Origin of the sequence: Streptomyces sp. NPDC000075 (genome assembly GCF_040301925.1) — a bacterium.
In the GTDB taxonomy this organism is placed as follows: domain Bacteria; phylum Actinomycetota; class Actinomycetes; order Streptomycetales; family Streptomycetaceae; genus Streptomyces; species Streptomyces polychromogenes.
Window position 1 is genome coordinate 305,914 of record NZ_JBEPFL010000001.1, and the last position, 19,563, is coordinate 325,476.

At 74.4% G+C, this 19,563-nt stretch carries 18 protein-coding genes; 11 read left to right on the forward strand and 7 right to left on the reverse strand.

The window, feature by feature from the left end; all coding sequences use genetic code 11:
• Positions 1-6: 6 nt before the first annotated feature.
• Positions 7-1,149, reverse strand: coding sequence for a PP2C family protein-serine/threonine phosphatase (locus ABT403_RS01215; RefSeq protein WP_344167406.1), 1,143 nt, complete (start codon positions 1,147-1,149; stop codon positions 7-9).
• 256 nt (positions 1,150-1,405) lie between these two features.
• On the opposite strand from ABT403_RS01215, the gene ABT403_RS01220 reads away from it, so the two are divergent.
• Both ABT403_RS01220 and ABT403_RS01225 read left to right on the forward strand, forming a co-directional pair.
• Positions 1,406-1,687 carry a hypothetical protein gene (locus tag ABT403_RS01220; protein ID WP_344167403.1) on the forward strand — a complete coding sequence of 94 codons (282 nt, stop codon included), beginning with the start codon at positions 1,406-1,408 and terminating at the stop codon, positions 1,685-1,687.
• A 310-nt stretch (positions 1,688-1,997) separates the two neighbouring features.
• Complete coding sequence (locus tag ABT403_RS01225; protein WP_344167400.1) at positions 1,998-2,834, forward strand: hypothetical protein; 837 nt, start codon at positions 1,998-2,000, stop codon at positions 2,832-2,834.
• A gap of 70 nt (positions 2,835-2,904) precedes the next feature.
• Here the strand turns inward: ABT403_RS01225 and ABT403_RS01230 are convergent, their stop codons facing one another.
• Complete coding sequence (locus tag ABT403_RS01230) at positions 2,905-4,329, reverse strand: amidohydrolase family protein (protein WP_344167397.1); 1,425 nt, start codon at positions 4,327-4,329, stop codon at positions 2,905-2,907.
• 354 nt (positions 4,330-4,683) lie between these two features.
• Here ABT403_RS01230 and ABT403_RS01235 point away from each other — a divergent pair, with 354 nt between their 5' ends.
• The 3 genes from ABT403_RS01235 to ABT403_RS01245 all read left to right on the forward strand — a co-directional run bounded on the left by ABT403_RS01235 (position 4,684) and on the right by ABT403_RS01245 (position 6,941).
• Positions 4,684-5,433, forward strand: coding sequence for a GNAT family N-acetyltransferase (locus ABT403_RS01235; protein WP_344167394.1), 750 nt, complete (start codon positions 4,684-4,686; stop codon positions 5,431-5,433).
• Positions 5,434-5,489: 56 nt separating this feature from the next.
• Positions 5,490-5,714, forward strand: coding sequence for a translation initiation factor IF-1 (gene infA, locus ABT403_RS01240; protein ID WP_344167391.1), 225 nt, complete (start codon positions 5,490-5,492; stop codon positions 5,712-5,714).
• 108 nt (positions 5,715-5,822) lie between these two features.
• Positions 5,823-6,941, forward strand: coding sequence for a LacI family DNA-binding transcriptional regulator (locus ABT403_RS01245; RefSeq protein ID WP_344167388.1), 1,119 nt, complete (start codon positions 5,823-5,825; stop codon positions 6,939-6,941).
• On the opposite strand, the gene ABT403_RS01250 is transcribed toward ABT403_RS01245, so the two are convergent.
• The 4 genes from ABT403_RS01250 to ABT403_RS01265 all read right to left on the reverse strand — a co-directional run bounded on the left by ABT403_RS01250 (position 6,925) and on the right by ABT403_RS01265 (position 11,467).
• The gene (locus ABT403_RS01250) at positions 6,925-7,635 is read right to left on the reverse strand and encodes a sulfite exporter TauE/SafE family protein (protein ID WP_344167385.1); all 711 of its coding nucleotides are present in this window, start codon (positions 7,633-7,635) and stop codon (positions 6,925-6,927) included. The two genes, ABT403_RS01245 and ABT403_RS01250, sit on opposite strands and share 17 nt — an antisense overlap.
• Positions 7,632-9,059 (reverse strand): amidohydrolase family protein, encoded by a 1,428-nt coding sequence (locus ABT403_RS01255; protein WP_344167382.1) that lies wholly within the window; start codon positions 9,057-9,059, stop codon positions 7,632-7,634. Before ABT403_RS01255 ends, ABT403_RS01250 begins: the two co-directional genes overlap by 4 nt.
• A gap of 31 nt (positions 9,060-9,090) precedes the next feature.
• A complete protein-coding gene (locus ABT403_RS01260; RefSeq protein ID WP_344167379.1) occupies positions 9,091-10,443 on the reverse strand; it encodes a uracil-xanthine permease family protein in 1,353 nt (450 codons plus the stop codon).
• Positions 10,444-10,726: 283 nt separating this feature from the next.
• Entirely contained in the window at positions 10,727-11,467 is a 741-nt protein-coding gene (locus tag ABT403_RS01265; protein WP_344167376.1) for a helix-turn-helix domain-containing protein, read from the reverse strand.
• 449 nt (positions 11,468-11,916) lie between these two features.
• Between ABT403_RS01265 and ABT403_RS01270 the strand changes: the two genes are divergently transcribed.
• The 5 genes from ABT403_RS01270 (at position 11,917) to ABT403_RS01290 (ending at position 17,832) form a co-directional block, all read left to right on the forward strand.
• Complete coding sequence (locus tag ABT403_RS01270; protein WP_344167373.1) at positions 11,917-13,329, forward strand: phenylacetate--CoA ligase family protein; 1,413 nt, start codon at positions 11,917-11,919, stop codon at positions 13,327-13,329.
• Complete coding sequence (locus ABT403_RS01275) at positions 13,326-14,234, forward strand: hypothetical protein (RefSeq protein WP_344167370.1); 909 nt, start codon at positions 13,326-13,328, stop codon at positions 14,232-14,234. The genes ABT403_RS01270 and ABT403_RS01275 overlap by 4 nt, the downstream gene beginning before the upstream one ends.
• 13 nt (positions 14,235-14,247) lie before the next feature.
• Positions 14,248-14,766, forward strand: coding sequence for a GNAT family N-acetyltransferase (locus ABT403_RS01280; protein WP_344167367.1), 519 nt, complete (start codon positions 14,248-14,250; stop codon positions 14,764-14,766).
• A 142-nt stretch (positions 14,767-14,908) separates the two neighbouring features.
• Complete coding sequence (locus ABT403_RS01285; protein ID WP_344167364.1) at positions 14,909-17,308, forward strand: SpoIIE family protein phosphatase; 2,400 nt, start codon at positions 14,909-14,911, stop codon at positions 17,306-17,308.
• Between the two features lie 146 nt (positions 17,309-17,454).
• Positions 17,455-17,832, forward strand: coding sequence for a hypothetical protein (locus tag ABT403_RS01290; protein ID WP_344167361.1), 378 nt, complete (start codon positions 17,455-17,457; stop codon positions 17,830-17,832).
• A gap of 10 nt (positions 17,833-17,842) precedes the next feature.
• On the opposite strand, the gene ABT403_RS01295 is transcribed toward ABT403_RS01290, so the two are convergent.
• A complete protein-coding gene (locus ABT403_RS01295; protein WP_344167358.1) occupies positions 17,843-18,667 on the reverse strand; it encodes a class I SAM-dependent methyltransferase in 825 nt (274 codons plus the stop codon).
• A gap of 120 nt (positions 18,668-18,787) precedes the next feature.
• On the opposite strand from ABT403_RS01295, the gene ABT403_RS01300 reads away from it, so the two are divergent.
• Positions 18,788-19,528 (forward strand): IclR family transcriptional regulator, encoded by a 741-nt coding sequence (locus ABT403_RS01300; protein ID WP_344167355.1) that lies wholly within the window; start codon positions 18,788-18,790, stop codon positions 19,526-19,528.
• Positions 19,529-19,563 lie beyond the last annotated feature (35 nt).

The following is a 19,563-nucleotide window of genomic DNA, read 5'->3' on the forward strand; positions in this document are numbered from 1 at the left end:
CCACGGCTACGGCTTCGGCGCGAGCCGTTCGACCGCGACCAGCGCCACGTCATCGCCGAGGTGGCCGCCCGCGTACGCCTCCAGATCGGCCCGCAGATGCTCCAGCAGGGCCGGCGGGTCGTCCCCGGACCAGGCGGCGAGCCGCTGTCTCAGCGGGTAGAAGGCGCGCGAGCGGTCGCGGGCCTCGACCACGCCGTCCGTGTACAGCAGCAGCACGTCGCCGACCCCGAAGGGGAAGGTCTCCACCGTCACCTCGGGCGAGACCAGGTCGGCCAGCCCCAGCGGAGGGCTCGCGCCCGCCGTCTCCAGGGGGATCACCCGCCCGGCCCGCAGCAGGATCGGCGGCGGGTGGCCGCAGTTCACCAGCCGCACCACCGGTTCCCCGTCGGGGACGTCGAGGACCAGTGCGGTCACGAAGGCCTCCTCCGCGGGTTCGGCGCCTTCCCCGGCACCGGGCCCCGCCCGCGCCGCACCCCCCGCCTCCTCCGCCGAGCCGACTCCCGCCTCCAGGTGCCCGACCAGTTCCGGCAGCTCCTCCTCGCGGCGCGCGGTGACCCGGAAGGCGCCCAGGACCAGCGAGGCCTCGCTGATCGCGTCGAGCCCCTTGCCCCGGGCGTCCCCGATGAGCAGCCGAGTGCCGGACGCCGTACGGGCCGCCGCGTACAGGTCGCCCCCCATCTGCGCCTCCTCCTCCGCCGCCAGGTAGACCGAGGCGATGTGCAGGGGCCCCGCCCGGTCGGGGAGCGGGCGCAGGACGACGCTCTGCGCGGCCTGGGCGATGGAGCGCAGCCGCACCACCCGGTTCTCGTCCCGCTCGCGCAGGTGGGCGAAGAAGGTCGCGATGACCGAGATCAGCACCAGCGCGATGATCTGGAACGTGTGGTTGAGGTCCGTGAGACTCGTCCGGACCAGCGCCACCACCGACTGGGCGAGCACCGCGAGCGCACCGACGCAGGCCGTCGTGCGCGCCCCCGCGAACGAGGCCGTCACCGCGGGCGCGGCGATCAGGAACGGCCCCAGATGGACCTCAGGGGGAGCCAGCACGTCGACCGTCGTGACGGCCGCGATCAGCGCCAGCGGCGCGGCCAGCAGCAGCCGCCCGCCGCGCCGGGAGGGGCGCGCGGCGGTGGTGCGTCGGCGGGGGCCCATGTCCAAGGGATACCTCAGGCGCCGGAGCGTGTCCTGTCGCCCACCGCCGCCCCGCGCCCCGCGCCCGGCGCACCGGTGGCCGACGGGCGGTCGATCCCGGCCCGCGCCGAACGGCAGCGCGCCTATGAACCGCCTCAAGCGCCACCGCGCGGTCGCCACCCCGTATGACAGGCTGGCCGTTCGCTACGAAGCAACCGTGCTGGTAGCCGACATAAACGAGTGGCTGTGAGACGCCATCCGGTGCGATTATGCGGCAGTGAACACAGGCCTCCCCGACGGGTGGACGATCGAGCGGGTGCGCTCGGCATCAGGGGATCCCGAAGCGGCCCTGCTATCCCTCGAACGACTCGTCGTCGTCGAGGTTCACGGCCTCGCCGACTACGTCCTTCTCCAGCCCGCCGTCATCCTCTCCTTCCACGACCTGTGCCTCGTGAGAGCTGACGACGACTGGTTCATGGGCCAGCTCGACGACGACGGCTCGGTCATCTGCTGGGCCTCTTACGGCTCTGATCTGGACGAAGCCATCCGAGGACTGTGAGCCGTCCGGCAACTGTCCTGATCACTTTCGAAACAGGCCCTGGTCGACCAGCTCGCCGTGCACTGCGCCGGCGCGGTCGCGGACGCCCTCAAGGCCCTCGGCCCGGTCCTGCGCGAACTGTCGGCCCGGGAGCCGGAGTTCGTCTGGGGTGGGTGGAGCGGTATGGCTCCCGCGTATCCCCCCTCACCCGTGAAAAGGCCCCGCGCCGCCTCCCGTAAGGTCTGCGACGAGGCCCGGTTCCGCCGGGCCGGGAGCCCGGCGCGGACTCAACTCCCCGTCGGCGCTTCACCGTCGAGCTCCGAGGAGATCCATGGCCGACACCGTCCACTCACTGATCCCCCGTCTGCACGAACTGCTGGTGACGCACCTGACCCAGGAGGCCACCGGTGCCAACCGGGCGCGGGACGCGTTCTCCTCCCTCGCCCACGCCTTCCTCGGCGCCCCGCAGCCCGTCGACGTCGCCGCCGGACTCCACGACCTCGTCGCGCGCGCCACCGCCCTCGGCCCCGACGCCGCGTGGCTCGCCGCCGCCGGCCACGCGAGCCTCGCCGGAATGGCCCTCACGCGGGGGGAGGCCGAGCGGACCCTCTACCACCTGGACGCCGCGGTGACGTTCGGCTACAACGACTGCGTGGCCTTCCACGCCGGCCCCCTGCGCCCCCTGCACCACGACCCGCGCCTGCGCTTCGTGTACGAGCGGATGCGCGTCACCGCGGCCGATCTCGACGAGCTCTACTGGCTCCACCGGGAGATGCACGTCATGGTGCGGGAGGCCCAGGACGCGACGGTGGACAACATAGGCCGCTCCGACACCGGGGTGTCGTCGCTCCCCGCGGCCCCCCTGCCGACCCGCGAGCCGGACAGCCCCGGCGTCCTGGCCACCCGGATCGAGCTGGCCGCCGTGCAGACGGCGCTCCAGCAGTCCGCGCTGAAGGCGGAGTTCCAGCGCAGCTCCGGCAACACCAGCCTCGACCTCATCGACGGCGGGTGGGACTACGGCCGTGCCCGGCGCGACGCCTGGCACGCCGACGAACTGGACGCCCGGCGCGAACGGGACGCGGCGGCGCGGGCCTTCGTCGAACGCCCCGGAGCCGGCCGGGTGCTCGGCCCCTGCCCGCCGCTGGGATCGGTCGTCTACCCGGCCTGAGCGGCGGCCGGCCCGTGCGGTGGCCGGCCCGTGCGGCGGCCGGTGCGGTTCCCGCTCCGCGACGGACGCCCTAACCGGCCGCGCGCAGGCGGGTGGCCGCCGCCTCGGCCTCGCGGACCACGCGGGCCGTGTCGACGTCGACGAGCCGGCCGCCGAGTTTCAGGGCCCGGCCGTCCACGAACACGGCGTCGATGTTCTCGGGCCGCCCGTTGAAGACGATCTGGCCGACCCAGTCGAAGCGCGGCGCGAAGTTCAGCGCGGCCGGGTCGATGACCAGCACGTCGGCCCGTTTGCCGGGGGTCAGGGAACCGATCCGGTCGGCGAGGCCGAGGACCTCGGCGCCGCCCAGGGTGGCCATCCGCAGGACGTCCGGCACCTGCGGGAAGACCCCGGCCTCGGTGGTGCGGGCGCGCTGGAGGCCGATCGCCGTCTTCATGAGGGTGTGGAAGTCGGAGGTGTCGTTGGTCCCGCCGTCCAGGCCCAGCCCGACCTTGACGCCACGGCGTCCGAGGTCGGACAGGCGCATGATGCCGGACGCCAGCCGCATGTTGCTCAGCGGGCAGTGGGCCAGGCGCACGTCGTGTGCGGCGACGGCCGCGATCTCCGCGTCCGTCAGGTGGACGGCATGGTTCATCAGGAGCCGGGGCCCGAGCGCGCCGATGTCGGCCAGCACGCCGACGGGGTCGTCGGCGCGCTGCTCGGGGCGTTCCAGGACATGGGAGTTGAGCATGACCCCCAGCCCCTGCGCGGTCTCCCAGTGGGCGCGGTTGAGGGATTCGGCGGCCCGGGCCGCATGGGTGGCGATCTGGAAGGAGCCGAGCGGTACCGGGTCGACCAGCTCCCGCTTGACCTTCGCGGCCAGCGCCCCGTCGGGCGCCGGCGGGAACATGGCGTACGTGAACCGCAGCCCCGTCCCGGCCAGGGCCCGCACGTAGCTCTCGACGAGGTCGTACGAGAAGATGTCCACCCAGTCCACCAGCGTCGTCACCCCCGACTGCACGGCGTCGAGGGCCGCGAGCCGGACGAAGCTGTGGAGGGCCCCGGGGGTCAGCAGGCCGCGCTGGGGGTCGGTACACGCCTGGAACCAGCCGAATAAGTCCCGGTCGGTACAGCCGCCGCGGATCATGGCCTGCCACAGGTGGTTGTGGGTGTCGACGAACCCCGGCATGACCAGCTTGCCCGAGGCCTCCACCACCCAGGCTCCGGGCGGCGCCGCCAGCGCCGGGCCGACGGCGGCGATGGCGCCGCCGCGCATCAGCACGTCCGCGTCCTCGACGGCGCCGAGGGGGCCGGCGCCGAGCGCGGGGTCCATGGTGAGCACCAGGGAGGCGTTGCGGAGCAGGACCGTCCCGCCCCCCTGGACGGGCGGCCGGGAGGGCCGGTCGGGGCGGGGGGCGGCGGCGCCGAGGGTGAGCGGGGCGGCGGCGGCCAGGCCGAGTCCGGCGAGGAGACGGCGGCGGGTGGGGGCCGGGGGAGCGGTGGGGGACGACTGCATGGCGTGTTACCTCCCGGGGGCTCAGAACGGAAGGCCCGCCGGGGCGGGACGCCGGCGGAGGCGTCGGGCCGGGGCGGGAGCGAGTACACGCAGCATGCCCAGCGGATGACCGTTCGATAGACGCCGGTGGAAAACTTTTTCCGCAAACGCCTCGGCGCGGGCTCGCACCGCCCGCGAAAACCGGTTGGGCGGACGGCGCCGCACCGGGTAGTGTGCGGAACGCCGTGACAGAGCCTGAGGAGGTGGGACCCGTGAACGTTGTATCGAAGTGGGTGCTCCCCCTCTCTCACACGGTGTGCGACTGACCCAGGTGTCGTCGGGAGCGCCTCCGAGCACTCCTGAAGGGCGACCACCATGCATCACGTCATCATCGACCGCACCGCGGAAACCGAGTGGCGGGCGGTGTCGGACGGCCGGACCGTCGGCCACGGCGACATCTCGCACCGGCCCGACGGGCGGATCTTCATCAGCGTCGACGTGTGGCGGGACCAGGTCTTCGACCAGCTCGCCACCGCCATGCTGGCGGACCTGCCCGCCCCGCTCCACACCCTCGTCGGCGCGGCCGACCCCGGCCTCAGGGCCCGTTGGGAACGGCTGGGCTTCACCCTCGGACGCGGCGAGCGGGAGTACGTCGTCCCCACCGCCCCCGCCTCCGTCGCAGTGCCCGCCGGGGTCGTGGTCCTGCCCGGCACCGAGGCGGATCCCGGCCGGCTGCGCGCGCTGGACCGCGCGATCCGCGAGGAGGTCGAGGCCGCCGCCGGCTGGCGGACCATGCCGGCGGAGGTGGTACCGGGCCCCCTCGGCTCGCTGCCGCTGGACCCGGCCCGGTACACCGTGGCGGTGGCGGACGGCGATTACGCGGGGCTGGTCCGGGTGGCACCGGTCCGCAGCCGGGCCCGCATCGGGCTCGTCGCCGTGCGCACCGGCCACCGGCGCCGCGGCATCGGGCGGGCCCTGCTGGCCCACGCGCTGGGCTCGCTGCACCGCGACGGCATCACCTCGGCCTGGGCCGAGGTGGACGAGTCCAACACGGCCGGCACCGCCCTGTTCGAGGGGGCGGGCGCCGAACGGAGCGGCGGCTACCTGGAACTGGTCCGCCACTGAACACACCCCACCACACCCCATCACACGCGACCGTGAGAAGAGAGAGACGGAATACATTGCCGAAAACAGCCAAGGGCATCGAAGTCGAGGGAACCGTCGTCGAATGCCTGCGCAACGCGACGTTCAAGGTGCAGCTCCAGAACGGGCACCAGGCGCTCGCGCACATCAGCGGGAAGATCCGGAAGAACTACATCAAGATCCTTCCGGAGGACCGCGTGCTCGTGGAACTGAGCGTCTACGACCTGACCCGCGGCCGGATCGTCTACCGCTACCGCAACTGATCGGGTACCGGACCTGAGCGGCGCGGGGGGCCGGGCTGGAGGACGGGGGGCCGGTCGGCGAAGATGAGGGGACCGTGCCGGCCGAGTCAGCGAGGAGCGTTTCCGCAGATGCCCAGTTCCGGTTCCGGTTCCCCCTCCGCCTCTTCCTCCGGTTCCCCCTCGGCTCCCCCCTCGGGTTCCGTCGGCGGCCCGCGCAAGCGGCCGCCGACGATCGCCGACGTCGCCCGGGCCGCCTCGGTGTCGCCGACCACCGTCTCCCACGCCCTGAACGGGCTGGGCAAGGTCGACCCGAGGACCCGCGCACGCATCAAGCAGACCGCGGCCGAACTCGGATACCGGCCCAACCTGCGCGCGCAGCGGCTGCGCAACGGACAGGCCAAGGCCATCGCGCTGGCCTCCTCGATGCCCTTCGCGGTGGCCGCCGGGCCCTCCCGGCTCGGCTTCTACATGGAGATCGCCGCCGCCGCGGCCGAGCGCGCGATGGCGCGCGGCTACGCACTGGTCCTGGTCCCGCCCGTGCAGTCCGGATCACCGCTGCACTCCCTCGACATCGACGGCGCCATCGTGGTCGAGCCCGGGGAGGACGATCCGGCCGTCGCGCAACTGCGCGAGCGCGGGCTCCCGTACGTGGCGCTCGGCCGCGAAGTGGCCCCGCTGACCGACGCCCCGTACGTGGACCTGCGCGGCGGCCACGTCACCGCACTGCTGCTGGACCACCTGCGCGCGCAGGGGGCCCGCCGGCCGGCGCTCCTCATCGGCTCCGGCACGCGCCACTCCTCCGTCGACGCCCGCGCCGCGTACGAACGCGCCGCCGCCGAGGGCGGCTGGAGCCCCCTCGTCGTCACCGCCCCGGAAGAGGGCGGCGAGCAGGCCGGCTACGACGCCTGCGCCGCCCTGCTGGCCGCCCATCCGGAGACCGACGCCGTCTGCGCGCTCGTCGACGTCTTCGCGGTGGGCGCCGTCCGCGCCGTCCGGGACGGCGGCCGGCGCGTGCCCGAGGACGTGATGGTCGTGACCCGCTACGACGGGCCGCGCGCCCGGACCTGCGAACCCCCGCTCACGGCGGTCGACCTCCACCTCGACCGGGCGGCCGCCGACGCCGTCGAACTGCTCCTCTCCCGCCTGCGCCCGGAGGGCGCCGCCACGGGAGCACCCCCGGCGGCGCCCGCGCCCGAGCCCCGCGTCATCGCGCGGGCCTCGTCGCTGCGCGTCACGGCGCCAGGATGAGCACCACGCCCGAGACCAGCGCGAAGGCCAGGACCAGCGGCCGCATCCGCCCGGCGTCGATCCGCCGGTGCGCCAGCCGGCTCAGCCACGCCCCCACGGCCAGCGCGGGCAACAGGGCCGCGGCCCAGCCCAGTTGGGCCGGGGTGCCCTGACCGGTCGCGAGGAGCAGGGCGAGGGAGACGACCTCGCCGACCAGGAAGCACAGGGCGACCGTGGACCGCAGCTCCGCGGGCGGCCGGTGCTGGTAGACGAGGGCCAGCGGCGGCCCGCCCACCCCGGTCGCGGTCTCGGTGAGCCCCGTGACCACCCCCGCCCCCAGGTAGGCGGCCCGGCCCGGGACGAACGCCGGTGCCGCCAGGCTCACCGCCGCCGCCACCACCGTCGCCGCGCCGACGACCAGGCCGAGCCGCTCCCCGGGCACAGCCCACAGCAGCAGGAGCCCGCCGGGGGTCGCCGCGAGCCGCGCCGCCGAGATCCAGCCCGCCCCCCGCAGGTCCAGCGCGTGCCGCTCGCGCCAGACCACGTAGGCGTTGAGCGGGATCATCGACGCGAGGACGAACACCGGGAGCAGCGCGGGGTCGAGCAGACCGGCCACCGGCGCCACGACCAGCGCGAACCCGAGGCCGCTGGTGCCCTGGACGAACGCGGCCGCCGCCACGACCAGGGCGAGGACCGCCACCGCCACGGCGCTCACCGGGCGGCGCTCCTGGCCCGCGCCTGCGTGGAGGTGGGGTGCGCCCGGGTCACCGGGGCCCGCGCGACCACCTCCTCGGCCAGTTCGGCCGCCCGCTGGACGAGCGCGTGGTCGTCCCAGCCGACGGGCCGGCCCCGCCACATCCGCAGCCGGCCGGCCACGAACACGGCGGTGATCTGGTCGCGGTTGCCGCGCCGGACCAGTTCCCAGGGAAGGTCCCAGGACGGCCGCATCTCCGGCCCGCTGACGTCGACGAGCAGGAAGTCGGCGGCCGCCCCGGCGGCGATCCGGCCGGTGAGCGCCCCCAGCCCGACGGCGTCCGCGCCGCCCGGACCCCCGCGTTCCAGCCAGGACCAGCCCGCGCCGCAGGAGGAGTCACCGGTGGCCAGGCCGTAGGCGAGGCGCTGGGCGAACTCGGCGGCGTCCGCGAGACGGAACGCGTCGCCGCGGGTGCCGTCCGTGCCCAGCCCGAAGCGGATCCCGCGTTCGGCCATGGTGGTGGCGGGGGCCACGGCGTTACCCTTCCAGGCGCTGGCCACGGGGTTGTAGCTCACCGCGGCGCCCGCGTCGGCCAGCAGGGTCAGCTCGGCCGGGGTGACCAGGGTGGCGTGGGCGGCCAGCAACTGCGGCCCGAGGGCGCCGACTTCGCGAAGGTACTCCAGGGGGCGCACGCCGTGCCGGACCAGTGAGCGTTCCACGGCGGCGAGGTGCTCGTTGACGTGGATCTGGACGACCGCGCCCGCTTCGGCGGCGAGCCGCGCCGTGGCCCCGAGGGTCCCGGCGGTGGCGGCCTCCGGAACGGACACCGCCAGGGACGGGTGGATCAGCTCCGCGCCCTCGTACCGGGCGAGGTGCGCCTCGGCGGCGGCCAGCACGGCCGGCCCGCCCTTCCCCGGGGCCCCCGCGCCCTCGTCGGCGTCGTTGCACACGAGGCCGAGCACGCAGCGGATGCCGGCGTCGCCGGCCGCCGCGGCCACGACGCCCGTGTCCACCGGGGCCCGGGTACCGGCGTCGGCGACGGTGGTGAAACCGCCCCGCAGGGACTCCAGCGCCGACAGCTTCGCCGCGACGTAGGCGGACTCCTCGTCCAGGGCCCCCTCCAGGGGAACCCACACGCGGCGGAAGATCTCGGAGGGCTCGCCGAAGGCGAGGGCCGCGCCGAAGCTCTGCGTCAGGTGGTGGTGGGCGTCGACGAACCCCGGCATCAGTACGTGCCCGGGCAGCCGGACGGGGGTGAGCCCGGGGTGTTCGCGCTCCAGCCGGGCGGCCGGCCCGACGGCCCGGAAGGCGCCGCCGGCGACGACGGCCGCGTACCGTTCCATCGGTCCTTCGGGGGTCATCACGACGTCGGGGGCCAGAAGCCGTACGCCATCGGACAGCCGGTCGGGGCGCAGGGGCCCGTCCGGGGCGGTGTCGTCTCTCATCGGGTGGGTCATCTCGTCCTTCGGGTACGGGTCACGCATGGGGCAGGGGGCGGGCGACGCCCGCGTCGCCGGGGCTGACGGCCGCCCGTGGGGCGCGGCCGCCGCCCAGCCGGGGCCGTACGTGGTGGAAGAGGACGTTGAGGACGGCGGCGGTGAACGCCCCGACGGCCACGCCGCTTTCGAGCAGGATCCGGGCACCGGACGGCAGGCCGGCGTAGACGCCGGGGACGAGGATCGGCAGCAGGCCCAGGGCGATCGCCACCGCGCACACGAACGCGTGGGTGTGGCGGTCGAGTTCGGCCCGGCCGAGCATCTGGACGCCGAGCACCGTGATGACCGCGAAGACCACCATGGCGGTGCCGCCGACGACGGCGGACGGGATGACGCTGATGGCGCGGATCACGGGGGCGAGGAAGCCGACGGCGATGAGCACGACCCCGGCGGCCGCGGTGACGTAACGGCTGCGCACGCCGGTGACCCGTACGATCCCGATGTTCTCGCCGCTGGTCACCATCAGCGGCAGTCCGAGGAACCCGGCGAGGACGGATACGAGGGCGTCCCCGCGGACGGTCCGCGGCACGTCGGTGCGCACGTCGATCTCCTTGCCGACGGTCTCCGCGTTGATGACGGTCTGCCCGGTGGCCTCCGCCATGGAGGCCAGGGTGTACAGCATCAGCGGCAGGGCGGCGACGAGGTGGAACTCGGGCGTGCCGAAGGGCATCGGCTGCGGGGCGCTGAGGATGCCGTCGGCGGTGATGCCGCCGAAGTCGATCCGGCCGAGGGCGAAGGCCAGCACGCTGCCGGCGATCAGGCCGAGCATCACGGCGAGTTGCCGCAGGACGCCGCTGAACAGCCAGTAGAGGGCGACGGTGAAGCCGATGGTGGCGAGGCCCAGCGCCAGGTTCAGGGGGTCGGCGAATCCGGGCGTACCGGGGCGCCCCGTGACCAGGAGGGCGCCCACCTTCACCAGGTTGACGCCGACGATGACGATCATCGTGCCGATGACCAGGGTGGGGAAGAACTTCAGCAGGCGGGAGAAGACGGGCAGGACGAGGAAGGAGAAGGCGGCGCTGATGATCACCGCACCGGTGGCGGTGCGCACGCCGTGCTCGTCGGCTATGGCCAGGAAGAGGATCAGCGGGGCCCCGCCGGGCAGCATGACGAACGGCAGCCGCGGCCCGAACTTCCAGGGTCCGAGCGACTGGATCAGGGAGCCGACCCCGGAGAGCACGAAGGCCGCCGAGAGCAGGTTCACGGTGAGCCGTGGGCCGAGGTGCAGGGTCGCGCTCATCAGGAAGATCGCCGATACGGGGGTGGCCGCCATCACGAGGACGTGCTGGACGCCGAAGAGGAGGATCCGGCTCAGTGGGCGGGACTGGTCCACGGGATGGGGGAGAGTGCGGGGACTGGACACGTTCGAGCTCCGTTCGGCTCGCTCCGGTTTCGGCCGCGACCCGGTTCCCGGCAGGAGCGGGAGGGTGGCGGCCAAATCGATTTGGCCGCCAGTATGTGAGGGCCCTGAAGGGCCGTCAAGAGTTGCGGACGGATTGCTTCCACCTCCGGCCGCGTCCGTCCGCTGACCGGTACGAAGCCTCCGGCCACCGGTACGGGGCCACCCGGCCGGCGCCCGGGGGTCGGACTGCGGATCCCGGGCACCGGCCGCCCGTTCAGCGGGCGGGGTCGGCCGCCGCCGTGACGCCTGCCGCGTTCCGGTTCAGGGCCGGGCCGGTCCTGCGGGGCTTGGGGGCGGGCTCCGGCAGCCGCGCCAGCCGCGCGCTGATCATCGACGCGGCACGGCTCACGGCGTCGCACAGTGGCGGGATCAGCTTCTCGTCCAGCGCGGTCACCGCCACGGCCGCCACCACCCGGCCGGACGCCGACCGCACCGGAGCCGCCACGCACGACAGCGCGTCCACGCACTGCCGGTAGTCGAACGCGAGCCCCCGCTCCCGGATCCCGGCGACCTCCCGCGCCCAGCCGGCCCCTGTCCACCCCGCGGGCCGCTCCGCCACCGGGGCGGCCGCCGCCAGGACCAGCTCGGCCGCGCTGCCGGGCGGCAGGACGACCCCGGAACGCAGCGGGAAGACCTCGTCCACCTCGCCCCGCATGCCCCCGACGACGATGATGTGTCCCGCCTCGGGCACCGACAGACTGAGGCTCACCCCGCCGCCGACCACCGCGAGTTCCCGCAGCGGCTGGGCCGAGGCGGCGCGCAGCGCGCGCGCCGGATGCCAGGCCTGCCCCAGCCGGAACGTCCGGGGGCCCAGCCGGTAGCGGCCCTCGTGACTCTGCACCGCGCCCAGTGCGACCAGCTGCCCGAGCAGCCGGTGGGCGGTGGCCTTGGGCAGCGCGGCGTCACTCGCCAGCCGGGTCAGCCCCACCTCGTCGTCGTGCGCGAGCACTTCCATGAGTGCGAACGCACCTTCCAGCACGCCGCGTCCCTCGGCGCCGGATCTCGCCACGAGGGTCCCCCTCTCATGCCGGGACCGTCGATCGGACGGCCCCCCAATTCCCCGTTCGAACCAGGTCAGTTGGGGTGCCGGTATGGTTCCCGTCACCCGCTGGTCCGTTGAATGGACCCGATCATTGCCCGCCAGGGGCGATCGCGCCACTGTGTTCCTCGTCAAGGGACGGAACGCCAGGACTCCCGCGGAAGTCAAGGCTTCGTCCGGTCACAGCGAACAGGGGAGGCTCATATGAGCGCCATCAAGACGAGCGCCAAGCAGTTCAAGTACGTCATGGGTGCCATGACGTCGGTCTTCTTCTCCTACTGCTCCGTCAGCTGACGTAGAGCCGAGAAGAGGGGGTGGGGGCGGCTTCCGCCCCCACCCCCTCGCCACGCCTGAGGGAGGCATGAGTGCTGGAGACCGGTGTCCGGCAGGTACGGGTGGCGCTGTCCATGGTGTTCGGCCGAAGGCTGAGCGCACGGACCGTGGAGCGGCTGGTCGCCGACGCCCTGGCCACGCTCGAGGAGTTCGGCTCGCTGGGCGACGACGTCGACGAGCTGGCCGACGGGCCGTTCACCGACCCGGACGAGCGCCGGGAGCTGCAGAACCGCGCGCTGCGGCGGACCGTGCGCAAACTCGCCGGGCGCTCGCCCTTCTACCGCGAGCGGCTCGCCGGGGTGGACCTCGCGGGACTGACCACCGAGACGCTCACCCGCATCCCGGTCACGCGCAAGGCCGACCTGATCGAACGCCCCGCCGACTTCCTGTGCAGCGCCCCGTACCTGGCGACGCAGACGACCGGCACGACCGGCCGTCCCGTCCAGATCTGGCTCTCCCGCTACGAGATGGAACTCTGGCCCGCGCTGATCGCGCTGTCCCTCGTCCTGCGCGGCGAACTCGGCCCCGGCGACCGGATGCAGATCAACCTCAGCTCCAGGGCGACGGCCGCCGTACAGGAGGACGTCGCGGTGTGCCGGCTCGCCAACGCGTCGTGCCACGTCGTGGGGCAGATCCCGCCGGACGAGTCCATCGAGCACCTGCTCGGCCGCAACGGCACCCGGCCCACCATCCTCACCGGCGCCCCCAGCTACCTGGGCCAGCTGGTGACCGCCGCACGCCGAAGCGGCTACGGACCCGACGACTTCGGGCTGCGGGCGATCTACGGCGGCGGGGAGATGCTCTCGCGCAACCTGATGGACGCCTTGCGCGAGACGTTCGGGGCCGAGGTCGTCGGCGACGCCTTCGGCATGACCGAGCTGCTGCCCGTCGGCGGCCGTACCTGTAGCCGGCGCCATCTGCACATCGACCCCAACATGGGGTACACGGAGGTGCTCGACCTGGAGACGGGCGAGCCCGCCGCACCCGGCCGGCTCGGCGAGCTGACGGTCACGCCGTACTACCCCTACCGGGAGTGCATGCCCGTCCTGCGGTACAACACCGGTGACGTGGTCCGCACCCTGGAGGAGGAACCGGACTGCGAACTGGCGCTGGTGCCCGCGGTCTCCTACATCCTCGGCAAGGCCGGCCAGCTGCACCGCACCCGCGACGCCGTCGTGACCCCGCGCGAGATCGTGGAGGCGCTGGACGGTACCCCCGGGCTGCCGTTCCCGCTGCGCCACCGGGCAGCCGTCGGGGCCGACGGCCGGCTCCACGTGGAGGTCGCCGCCAAGGAGGTCACCGCCGCCGAAGTGACCGAGCGGCTGCGGGCCCAGGGCATCGAGGCGGACGTCACGGTCCTGCCGCTCAGCGACGAGGAGGCCGCGCTGCGCTTCCCCCTCCGCTGCGACCTGTTGGAGCACACTTTCACCCGGAGCCCCGCATGACGGTCTTCTTCCAGCTCGCGGTCACCTGCGCCCTGGCGCTCGCGGTGTGCGCCGGAGCGGTCCACTACTTCCGTACCGTACGCGCGGCGAGGCCGCCGGTCGGCGTCTTCAACGGCCGCGACATCTTCGTGATCATGGGCTTCGTCCTGGCACTGCCGTACGTCTACCTCGCGCTGCCCGGCGTGGTCCTCCCGGTCGTCCTCGCCCTCGTCTTCGCGGGCGGGCTGTCCGTCGGCTACCAGCCCGTCATCGGCAACGGACGGCTGCGCTGGGCGCTGATCGCCCTGTTGATCGCCTGCGTGTTCGTCGCCCACCTGGCCTTCGGTGAGCTCGCCGCACCGTACTGGATCGCCAACAGCTGCGTCGTCGGCCTGGTCGTCGTCTCCGCCACCAACCTCAACGTGCAGGGCGGCATGCGGCTGAGGAACGTCGCGTGGTTCCTGCTCGCGCTCACCGTCTACGACGCGTTCTTCGCCTGGGTCGTGCCCCTGACCGAAGAGCTGTCCGAGGCCGTCCAGGGCTATCCGTTCGCCCCCGCGGCCGGGCTGCGCATCGGCGACGACCTCGGTGCGGTGGTCGGCATGGGCGACCTGCTGGCCTACGCGCTCTTCACCACCACCGCGTACAAGGCGTACGGGAAGGCGGGGCTGCGCACCGGGATCGCGCTGGTCGTGCTCTTCGGCGCGGTGGCCCCGGTGGCCACCCTGCACATCGTCGGCGCGGTCACCGGCCACGCCCCGGCGGTGATCCCCGCCCAGGTCTTCTTCGGCCCGGCGGCCTTCATCGGCCACCTGCTCCTGCGCCGCCGGGGCCCGGAGCGCCGGATGGCCGACATCGCCTTCCGCCGCGAGCGCACCGGCGCCCCCACACCGAGGCCGGCCCGTGCGGCGGCAGAGGCGGCCTAGATAGGGTGTCGCGATGACGATCACGGTGCGGGAGATGGACGGGGCCGACATCGAGGCCGTCTCGGCGATCCGGGTCCGGGGGTGGCAGGCGGCGTACGCCGGGCTCGTCCCCCGGGAGTACCTGGACGCGATGACGGTGGAGGAGGACGCCGAACAGCGAAGGCGGTGGTTCTCCCGGCCGGAGCGCACGTCCCGGGACCTGGTGGCCCTCGGCGGAAGCGGCCCGGTGGGGTGGATCGCCTACGGCCCCTGGCGGGGCGAGCCGCCCGCCGCCGAGGCGGTGGGCGAGGTCTACGCCCTGTACGTGTCCCCGGAACTGATCGGCACCGGCATCGGCCGCCGGCTCCTCGACGAGGCCCACGCCCGGATGCGCGCCGAGGGCTTCACGACGTCGGCCCTGTGGGTCCTCGCGGGCAACGAGCGGGGCCGCCGCTTCTACGAACGGGCCGGTTACCGGGCCGATGGCGAGGCCCGGGACGACCCGTACGACACGATCGTCCTCACCGAGCTGCGCCACCTGCGCGCGCTCTGAGCCCGGCGAGCGCTCTGAGCCCGGCGAGCGCTCCGAGCCCGGCGAGCGCTCCGAGCCCCATGACGGAACGGTTCCGGCCGGTCCGGGGACCGCTGTCCGTGGCGGCGTCCCCCCGAACGCCGGGGAGTGGCATCCTCGACCTATGGAGGACGAGGTCGTGCCCCCGGCCGAGGGCACCGCTCCGCAGACGCTGGCCCTGGCCAAGGTGGTGGCCAGGCTGCGCGCCGAGGTCGAGGACCTTGAGGCGGGAGCGGCGATGTCGGCGGTCCTGGAGCGGGCCAAGGGCGTGCTCATGGCGCAGGAGGGGCTGAGCGCGGAAGAGGCGTACGGGCTGTTGCGGCGCCGCGCCGAGAGCCGTCGGTGCACCCTGATGGAGGAGTGCTGGCTCACCCTGGGCGCCACCGGCCGGCCCCGGGCCGTGCCCGAGCCGGGGCGGGCGCCGGGGAGCGCGGTCTTCCGCAGCGGCAGGTACGCGCAGGCCGGCGCGGCCGGCCCCGGCCGGCGGACCCTCCTGGCCGGGCTGGCGCGGACCCTGGCCACCACCAGCGGCCCGGGCGAGGTCGCGGAGGCGCTGCGGACGGCGCTGGCCGGCCCCGCGGGGGTGGACGCCGTCATGATCTACACCCGGGCGGCCGCCGGGAACCTGGAACTGACCGGGCACGCGGGGATCGACGGGGCCACCGCCGAGCAGTGGAGCCGCATCCCGCCCGTCGGCAATTTCGCGGCCCTGGAGGCCCTGACACGGGAACAGGCCGTGTGGGTGGACGCCTCCGAGCAGACGGCGGACGGCTACCTGCTCATCGGGGACCGGCCGGAAAGGTGGCCGTCGCGCGCCTGGATCCCGGTACCCGCAGAGCCCGTCACGACCGCCGTGGGGTTCTTCCGCGGCGAGCCGGGACCCTTCGAGAACGGGACACGGAGCCTGCTGAGCCGGGTCGTCCGGCTGTGCGGCGCGGCGCTGGGCCCGCCACGCACCCCCGGGGCCGCCGTGCCGCCGGGGGAGGAGGTTGAGGTGGTCCAGCAGATCTTCGACGTGCTGCCCGGGCCCGCCGTCCTCCTCACCCCCGTGCGCGCGGCGGACGGAGCGGTGGAGGACTTCCGGATCGACGCGGCGGCCGGGGAGTCGGTCGACGTGGCGGGCCGGCGGGGCAAGGAACTGGTCGGGCGCAGCGTCCTGGAGACCTACCCCACGGTCGCCGGCACGCCCCTGTGGGACGGCTACCTCGACACCCTGTCGACGGGCACCACCTACGAAGGACCCCCCTTCACCTACGAGGAGGTCGCCTCGGGCATCCCCCGCCAGTCCGTCTACTCCGTCCGCGCCTCCCGGCTGGGGGACCGGCTGGTGGTCTCCTGGATCCACCGCGACACCAGCGACCTGGAGGCACGCCGGCTCGCCGACCTGCAACGCCTGGGGAACCTCGGGTGGGTCGGCTGGAACCTCACCACCGACACCGTCACCTGGTCCGATCAGGTCTACACCGTCTTCGGCCGCGACCCCGCCCTGGGCCCCATGACCCTTGAGGAACTCCCCTCCCACGTGCTCCCGGACGACCTGCCGGGGCTGGGCCAGGCCGTCCAGCGGCTGCTCGCGGGCGGCACGGCCATAGACCAGTCCTTCCGCGTCACCACCGTGAACGGGGTGCGGCACCTGAGGGTCGTCGGCGAGGCCAGGACCGACACGGACGGCACCCCGGTCGAGGTGCACGGCTTCGTCCAGGACGTCACCACGCAGCGCGACACCGAGATCGCCCTGCGCGAGAGCGAACGCGCGAACCTCGTCCAGCGCGGCATGCTCCGGGCCGAACGCTCCCTCGCCGCCAGGCTCCAGGAGACGCTGCTGCCCATCCCCGAGCAGTCCCTGGAACTCGTCGGCCTGCGCGTCGACGTCGCGTACCAGCCCGCCGACGCCGGAGTGAACGTCGGCGGCGACTGGTACAGCGCCATCTCCCTCCCCGACGGCTGCGCCCTCTTCGTCGTCGGGGACGTCGCCGGCCACGGGCTGGCCGCCGTCGGCACGATGGCCCAGCTCCGCTTCACCGCCAAGGGCATGGCCGTCACCGGCTCGGCGCTCCCCGACGTCCTGGGCCGTCTCAACGCGCTCCTGCTCCACACCGCCGCCGAACCGTCCTCGGCGGCCACCGCGACCATGGTGATGGCACGCTACCGGCCCGCCGGACACCGGCTGACCTGGGTACGGGCGGGCCACCTCCCCCCGCTGCTGGTCCGGGACGGCGAAGCCCGCTTCCTCCAGCAGCCCGACGGCCCCCTCCTCGGCGCCACCGCCGACGTGGCGTACGGGCAGGAGGTGATCGACCTGCTGCCGGGGGACCACCTGCTCCTCTACACCGACGGCCTCGTCGAAGACCCCGGAGCGGACATCGAGGAAGGCCTCACCGCGCTCGCGGCGACGGCGGCCCGCCTCGTACGGGAGGGGCGGGACGAGACCCTCGCGCGGACCCTGGCCGCGGGCCGCAGGCAGCACCGCGACGACATCTGCGTCCTGGACGTGCACCTGCCCGCCCCGCCTCCCGCGGGGTAGGGGCCGGCCCGCCGTACGGGACGAGGTTGCTTCCTCGGGCCCAGCCCCCCAGGATGGCCGGATCGTGCGTACGCGCCGCGCCCAGGGGTACCAGAACCCTGGCATGGAGGGGGCCCGTACCGGCAGTCGAGGACAGGGAGAGCGGTGTGAGGACGAGTGTGATCGCCAGGGTGGTTCCGGTACTGCTGCTGGCAGGGCTGTTCATGGCCCCGCCGGCGAACGCGGGGGAGGCGCTCGCCGCCCGGGGCTCGGGTCCGGCCCTGAGCGCGGCGGCCGCCGCCGTCCCGGCCGGAGCGGCCGCGGCCGGATCCGTACGGGAGACGGCTGCGAACGCCCCGGCCGCCCGGACGCTCGCGTCGGGGGTGTCCAAGGACGGCAAGAAGAAGTCCAAGAAAAAGAAGAAGGGTTTCCTCGGCAAGCTCGGCACCGCCGCGCTGATCGTGGGCGTCGTGATCCTGCTGCTGATCGTGGCCGCCGTCATCGCCGTGATCGTCATGATCAGCCGCCGGCGCCGCCGGAACTGACGGCCCGGGGCTACGCCCGGGTGCCCGTGATCACGTAGTAGTCCAGGAGGCCCTGCTCCCAGGCGAGCCGGAAGTTCCTCGGCCAGGTGCCCGGCTTCCACTGGCCGGACAGCCAGTGGTCCCAGCCGGGCCAGACCGAGGCCCCGATGGACTCGCAGCGGACCCCGGTCAGCCCCGACCGGGCCAGGGCGCCGGTCAGTTCGGACGGCGGACGGGCGATGTCGAGCCCGTCCGCGAAGGTGTCGAGCAGCTCCGCCAGCCGCGGGGCCGCGCCGGGGTCCGGGGCGAAGAAGCTGGTCACCGCGGCCCGGCCGCCGGGGCGCAGGACCCGGGCGGTCTCCGCGGCGAACCGGGCCAGGTCGTCGAAGTGCTGGGCGGCCTCCACGCTGTAGACGCAGTCGAACTCGCCGTCCCCGAACGGCATGTCCTCGGCGGCCCCGCGCACCAGCCGCAGCCGCTCGGGCCCCGGCCCGTCCAGCAGGCCGGCGTTGGCCCGGCGGGCTCGCTCCAGCTGCTGCGGGTGGATGTCCATGCCGGTGACCCGGGCCGGTCCGTACTCCCCGATGGCCAGGGCGCAGCCCACGCCCAGCCCGCAGCCGACCTCCAGCAGCCGTCCGCCGGCCAGCGGGCCGGCGGAGTCCAGCACCCGCCGGTACAGGTCCTGCTGGCTGCGGATCCGGTCGTCGACGGTGGGCGGCCCGTCGAGGTCCTCGGGCCGCCAGTAGCCGAAGTTGATGAAACCGCCCGCGAAGACGGGGACGGCGCTGAGGTCGGCGGGACCGTACGTCTCCCGCACGGTCGCCCTCATGTCGCCGGGCCGGTCGGCTTGGGTCATGTGCGCACCTCCGCGCCCAGTGTGGCCGCACGGTGACGTTCTGTCGACGGCGCGCCCCCGGCGCGCCGCGCGTAGGCTTGGGCCCGCCCCGCCGCCCATCCCCCAGGAACCACCAGCACCATGCAGCCCACCGGTCCGCAGTCCCTCGACCGCGCGCTGGCCCTCGTCGACGCGGTGGCCGCGGCGCCCGGCCCGGTCAGCGCCAAGGCGCTGGCCCGCCTCGCGGGCTGTTCCCTGTCCACCGCCTACCACCTGCTGGGACCGCTCACCGAGCGCGGCTACCTGGTGCGGACGGCGCGCGGGTACGCGCTGGGGCCCGCGCTGCCCCGGCTGCACCGCAGTTTCCTGCACCAGCTGGCCCCGGCCCCGGGGATGGCCGACCTGCTCGCCCGGCTGCGGCGGGCCACCGGCGGCGAGGCGTACTACACGGCCTATCGGGGCGGGGTGATCACCGTCGTGGACACCACGGCGCCGGTGACGGACACCGGGAACCCCTTCGCGCCCGGCCGCGAGACCCGCGCCCACGCCACCGCCCACGGCAAGGCGCTCCTCGCCCGGCTGACCCCGAAGGCCCGGCGGCGCTACCTCGCCGAGCACGGGATGGCCCGCCTGACCCCGGCGACCATCACGAGCGCGGAGGCGCTGGAGGCGGAGCTGCTGCGGGTGCGCGCGGCGGGCCTCGCGGTGTCCGTGGGGGAGGCGGACCCGGCCTGGACCTGCCTGGGCGTCGCCCTGCCCCCGGCCGGGGAGGACCGGGACGCGGTGCACGCGCTGTCGGTGTCGGTGCCCACCGAGGAGTTCCGGCGCCGCCCGGACGCGATCCGCACCGCCCTCGCCGAGGCGGCCGCGGGCCGGATCTGAGGGCCCCCGTACGGCTGTCCCGGCCGGAGGGCGGC

Excerpts from the sequence above, each read along its gene's own strand:
- ABT403_RS01215 (WP_344167406.1), bottom strand. The coding sequence starts at position 1,149 with ATGGGCCCCCGCCGACGCACCACCGCCGCGCGCCCCTCCCGGCGCGGC.
- ABT403_RS01225 (WP_344167400.1), top strand. The coding sequence starts at position 1,998 with ATGGCCGACACCGTCCACTCACTGATCCCCCGTCTGCACGAACTGCTG.
- ABT403_RS01230 (WP_344167397.1), bottom strand. The coding sequence starts at position 4,329 with ATGCAGTCGTCCCCCACCGCTCCCCCGGCCCCCACCCGCCGCCGTCTC.
- ABT403_RS01235 (WP_344167394.1), top strand. The coding sequence starts at position 4,684 with ATGCATCACGTCATCATCGACCGCACCGCGGAAACCGAGTGGCGGGCG.
- ABT403_RS01245 (WP_344167388.1), top strand. The coding sequence starts at position 5,823 with ATGCCCAGTTCCGGTTCCGGTTCCCCCTCCGCCTCTTCCTCCGGTTCC.
- ABT403_RS01255 (WP_344167382.1), bottom strand. The coding sequence starts at position 9,059 with ATGAGAGACGACACCGCCCCGGACGGGCCCCTGCGCCCCGACCGGCTG.
- ABT403_RS01265 (WP_344167376.1), bottom strand. The coding sequence starts at position 11,467 with ATGGAAGTGCTCGCGCACGACGACGAGGTGGGGCTGACCCGGCTGGCG.
- ABT403_RS01275 (WP_344167370.1), top strand. The coding sequence starts at position 13,326 with ATGACGGTCTTCTTCCAGCTCGCGGTCACCTGCGCCCTGGCGCTCGCG.
- ABT403_RS01280 (WP_344167367.1), top strand. The coding sequence starts at position 14,248 with ATGACGATCACGGTGCGGGAGATGGACGGGGCCGACATCGAGGCCGTC.
- ABT403_RS01285 (WP_344167364.1), top strand. The coding sequence starts at position 14,909 with ATGGAGGACGAGGTCGTGCCCCCGGCCGAGGGCACCGCTCCGCAGACG.
- ABT403_RS01295 (WP_344167358.1), bottom strand. The coding sequence starts at position 18,667 with ATGACCCAAGCCGACCGGCCCGGCGACATGAGGGCGACCGTGCGGGAG.
- ABT403_RS01300 (WP_344167355.1), top strand. The coding sequence starts at position 18,788 with ATGCAGCCCACCGGTCCGCAGTCCCTCGACCGCGCGCTGGCCCTCGTC.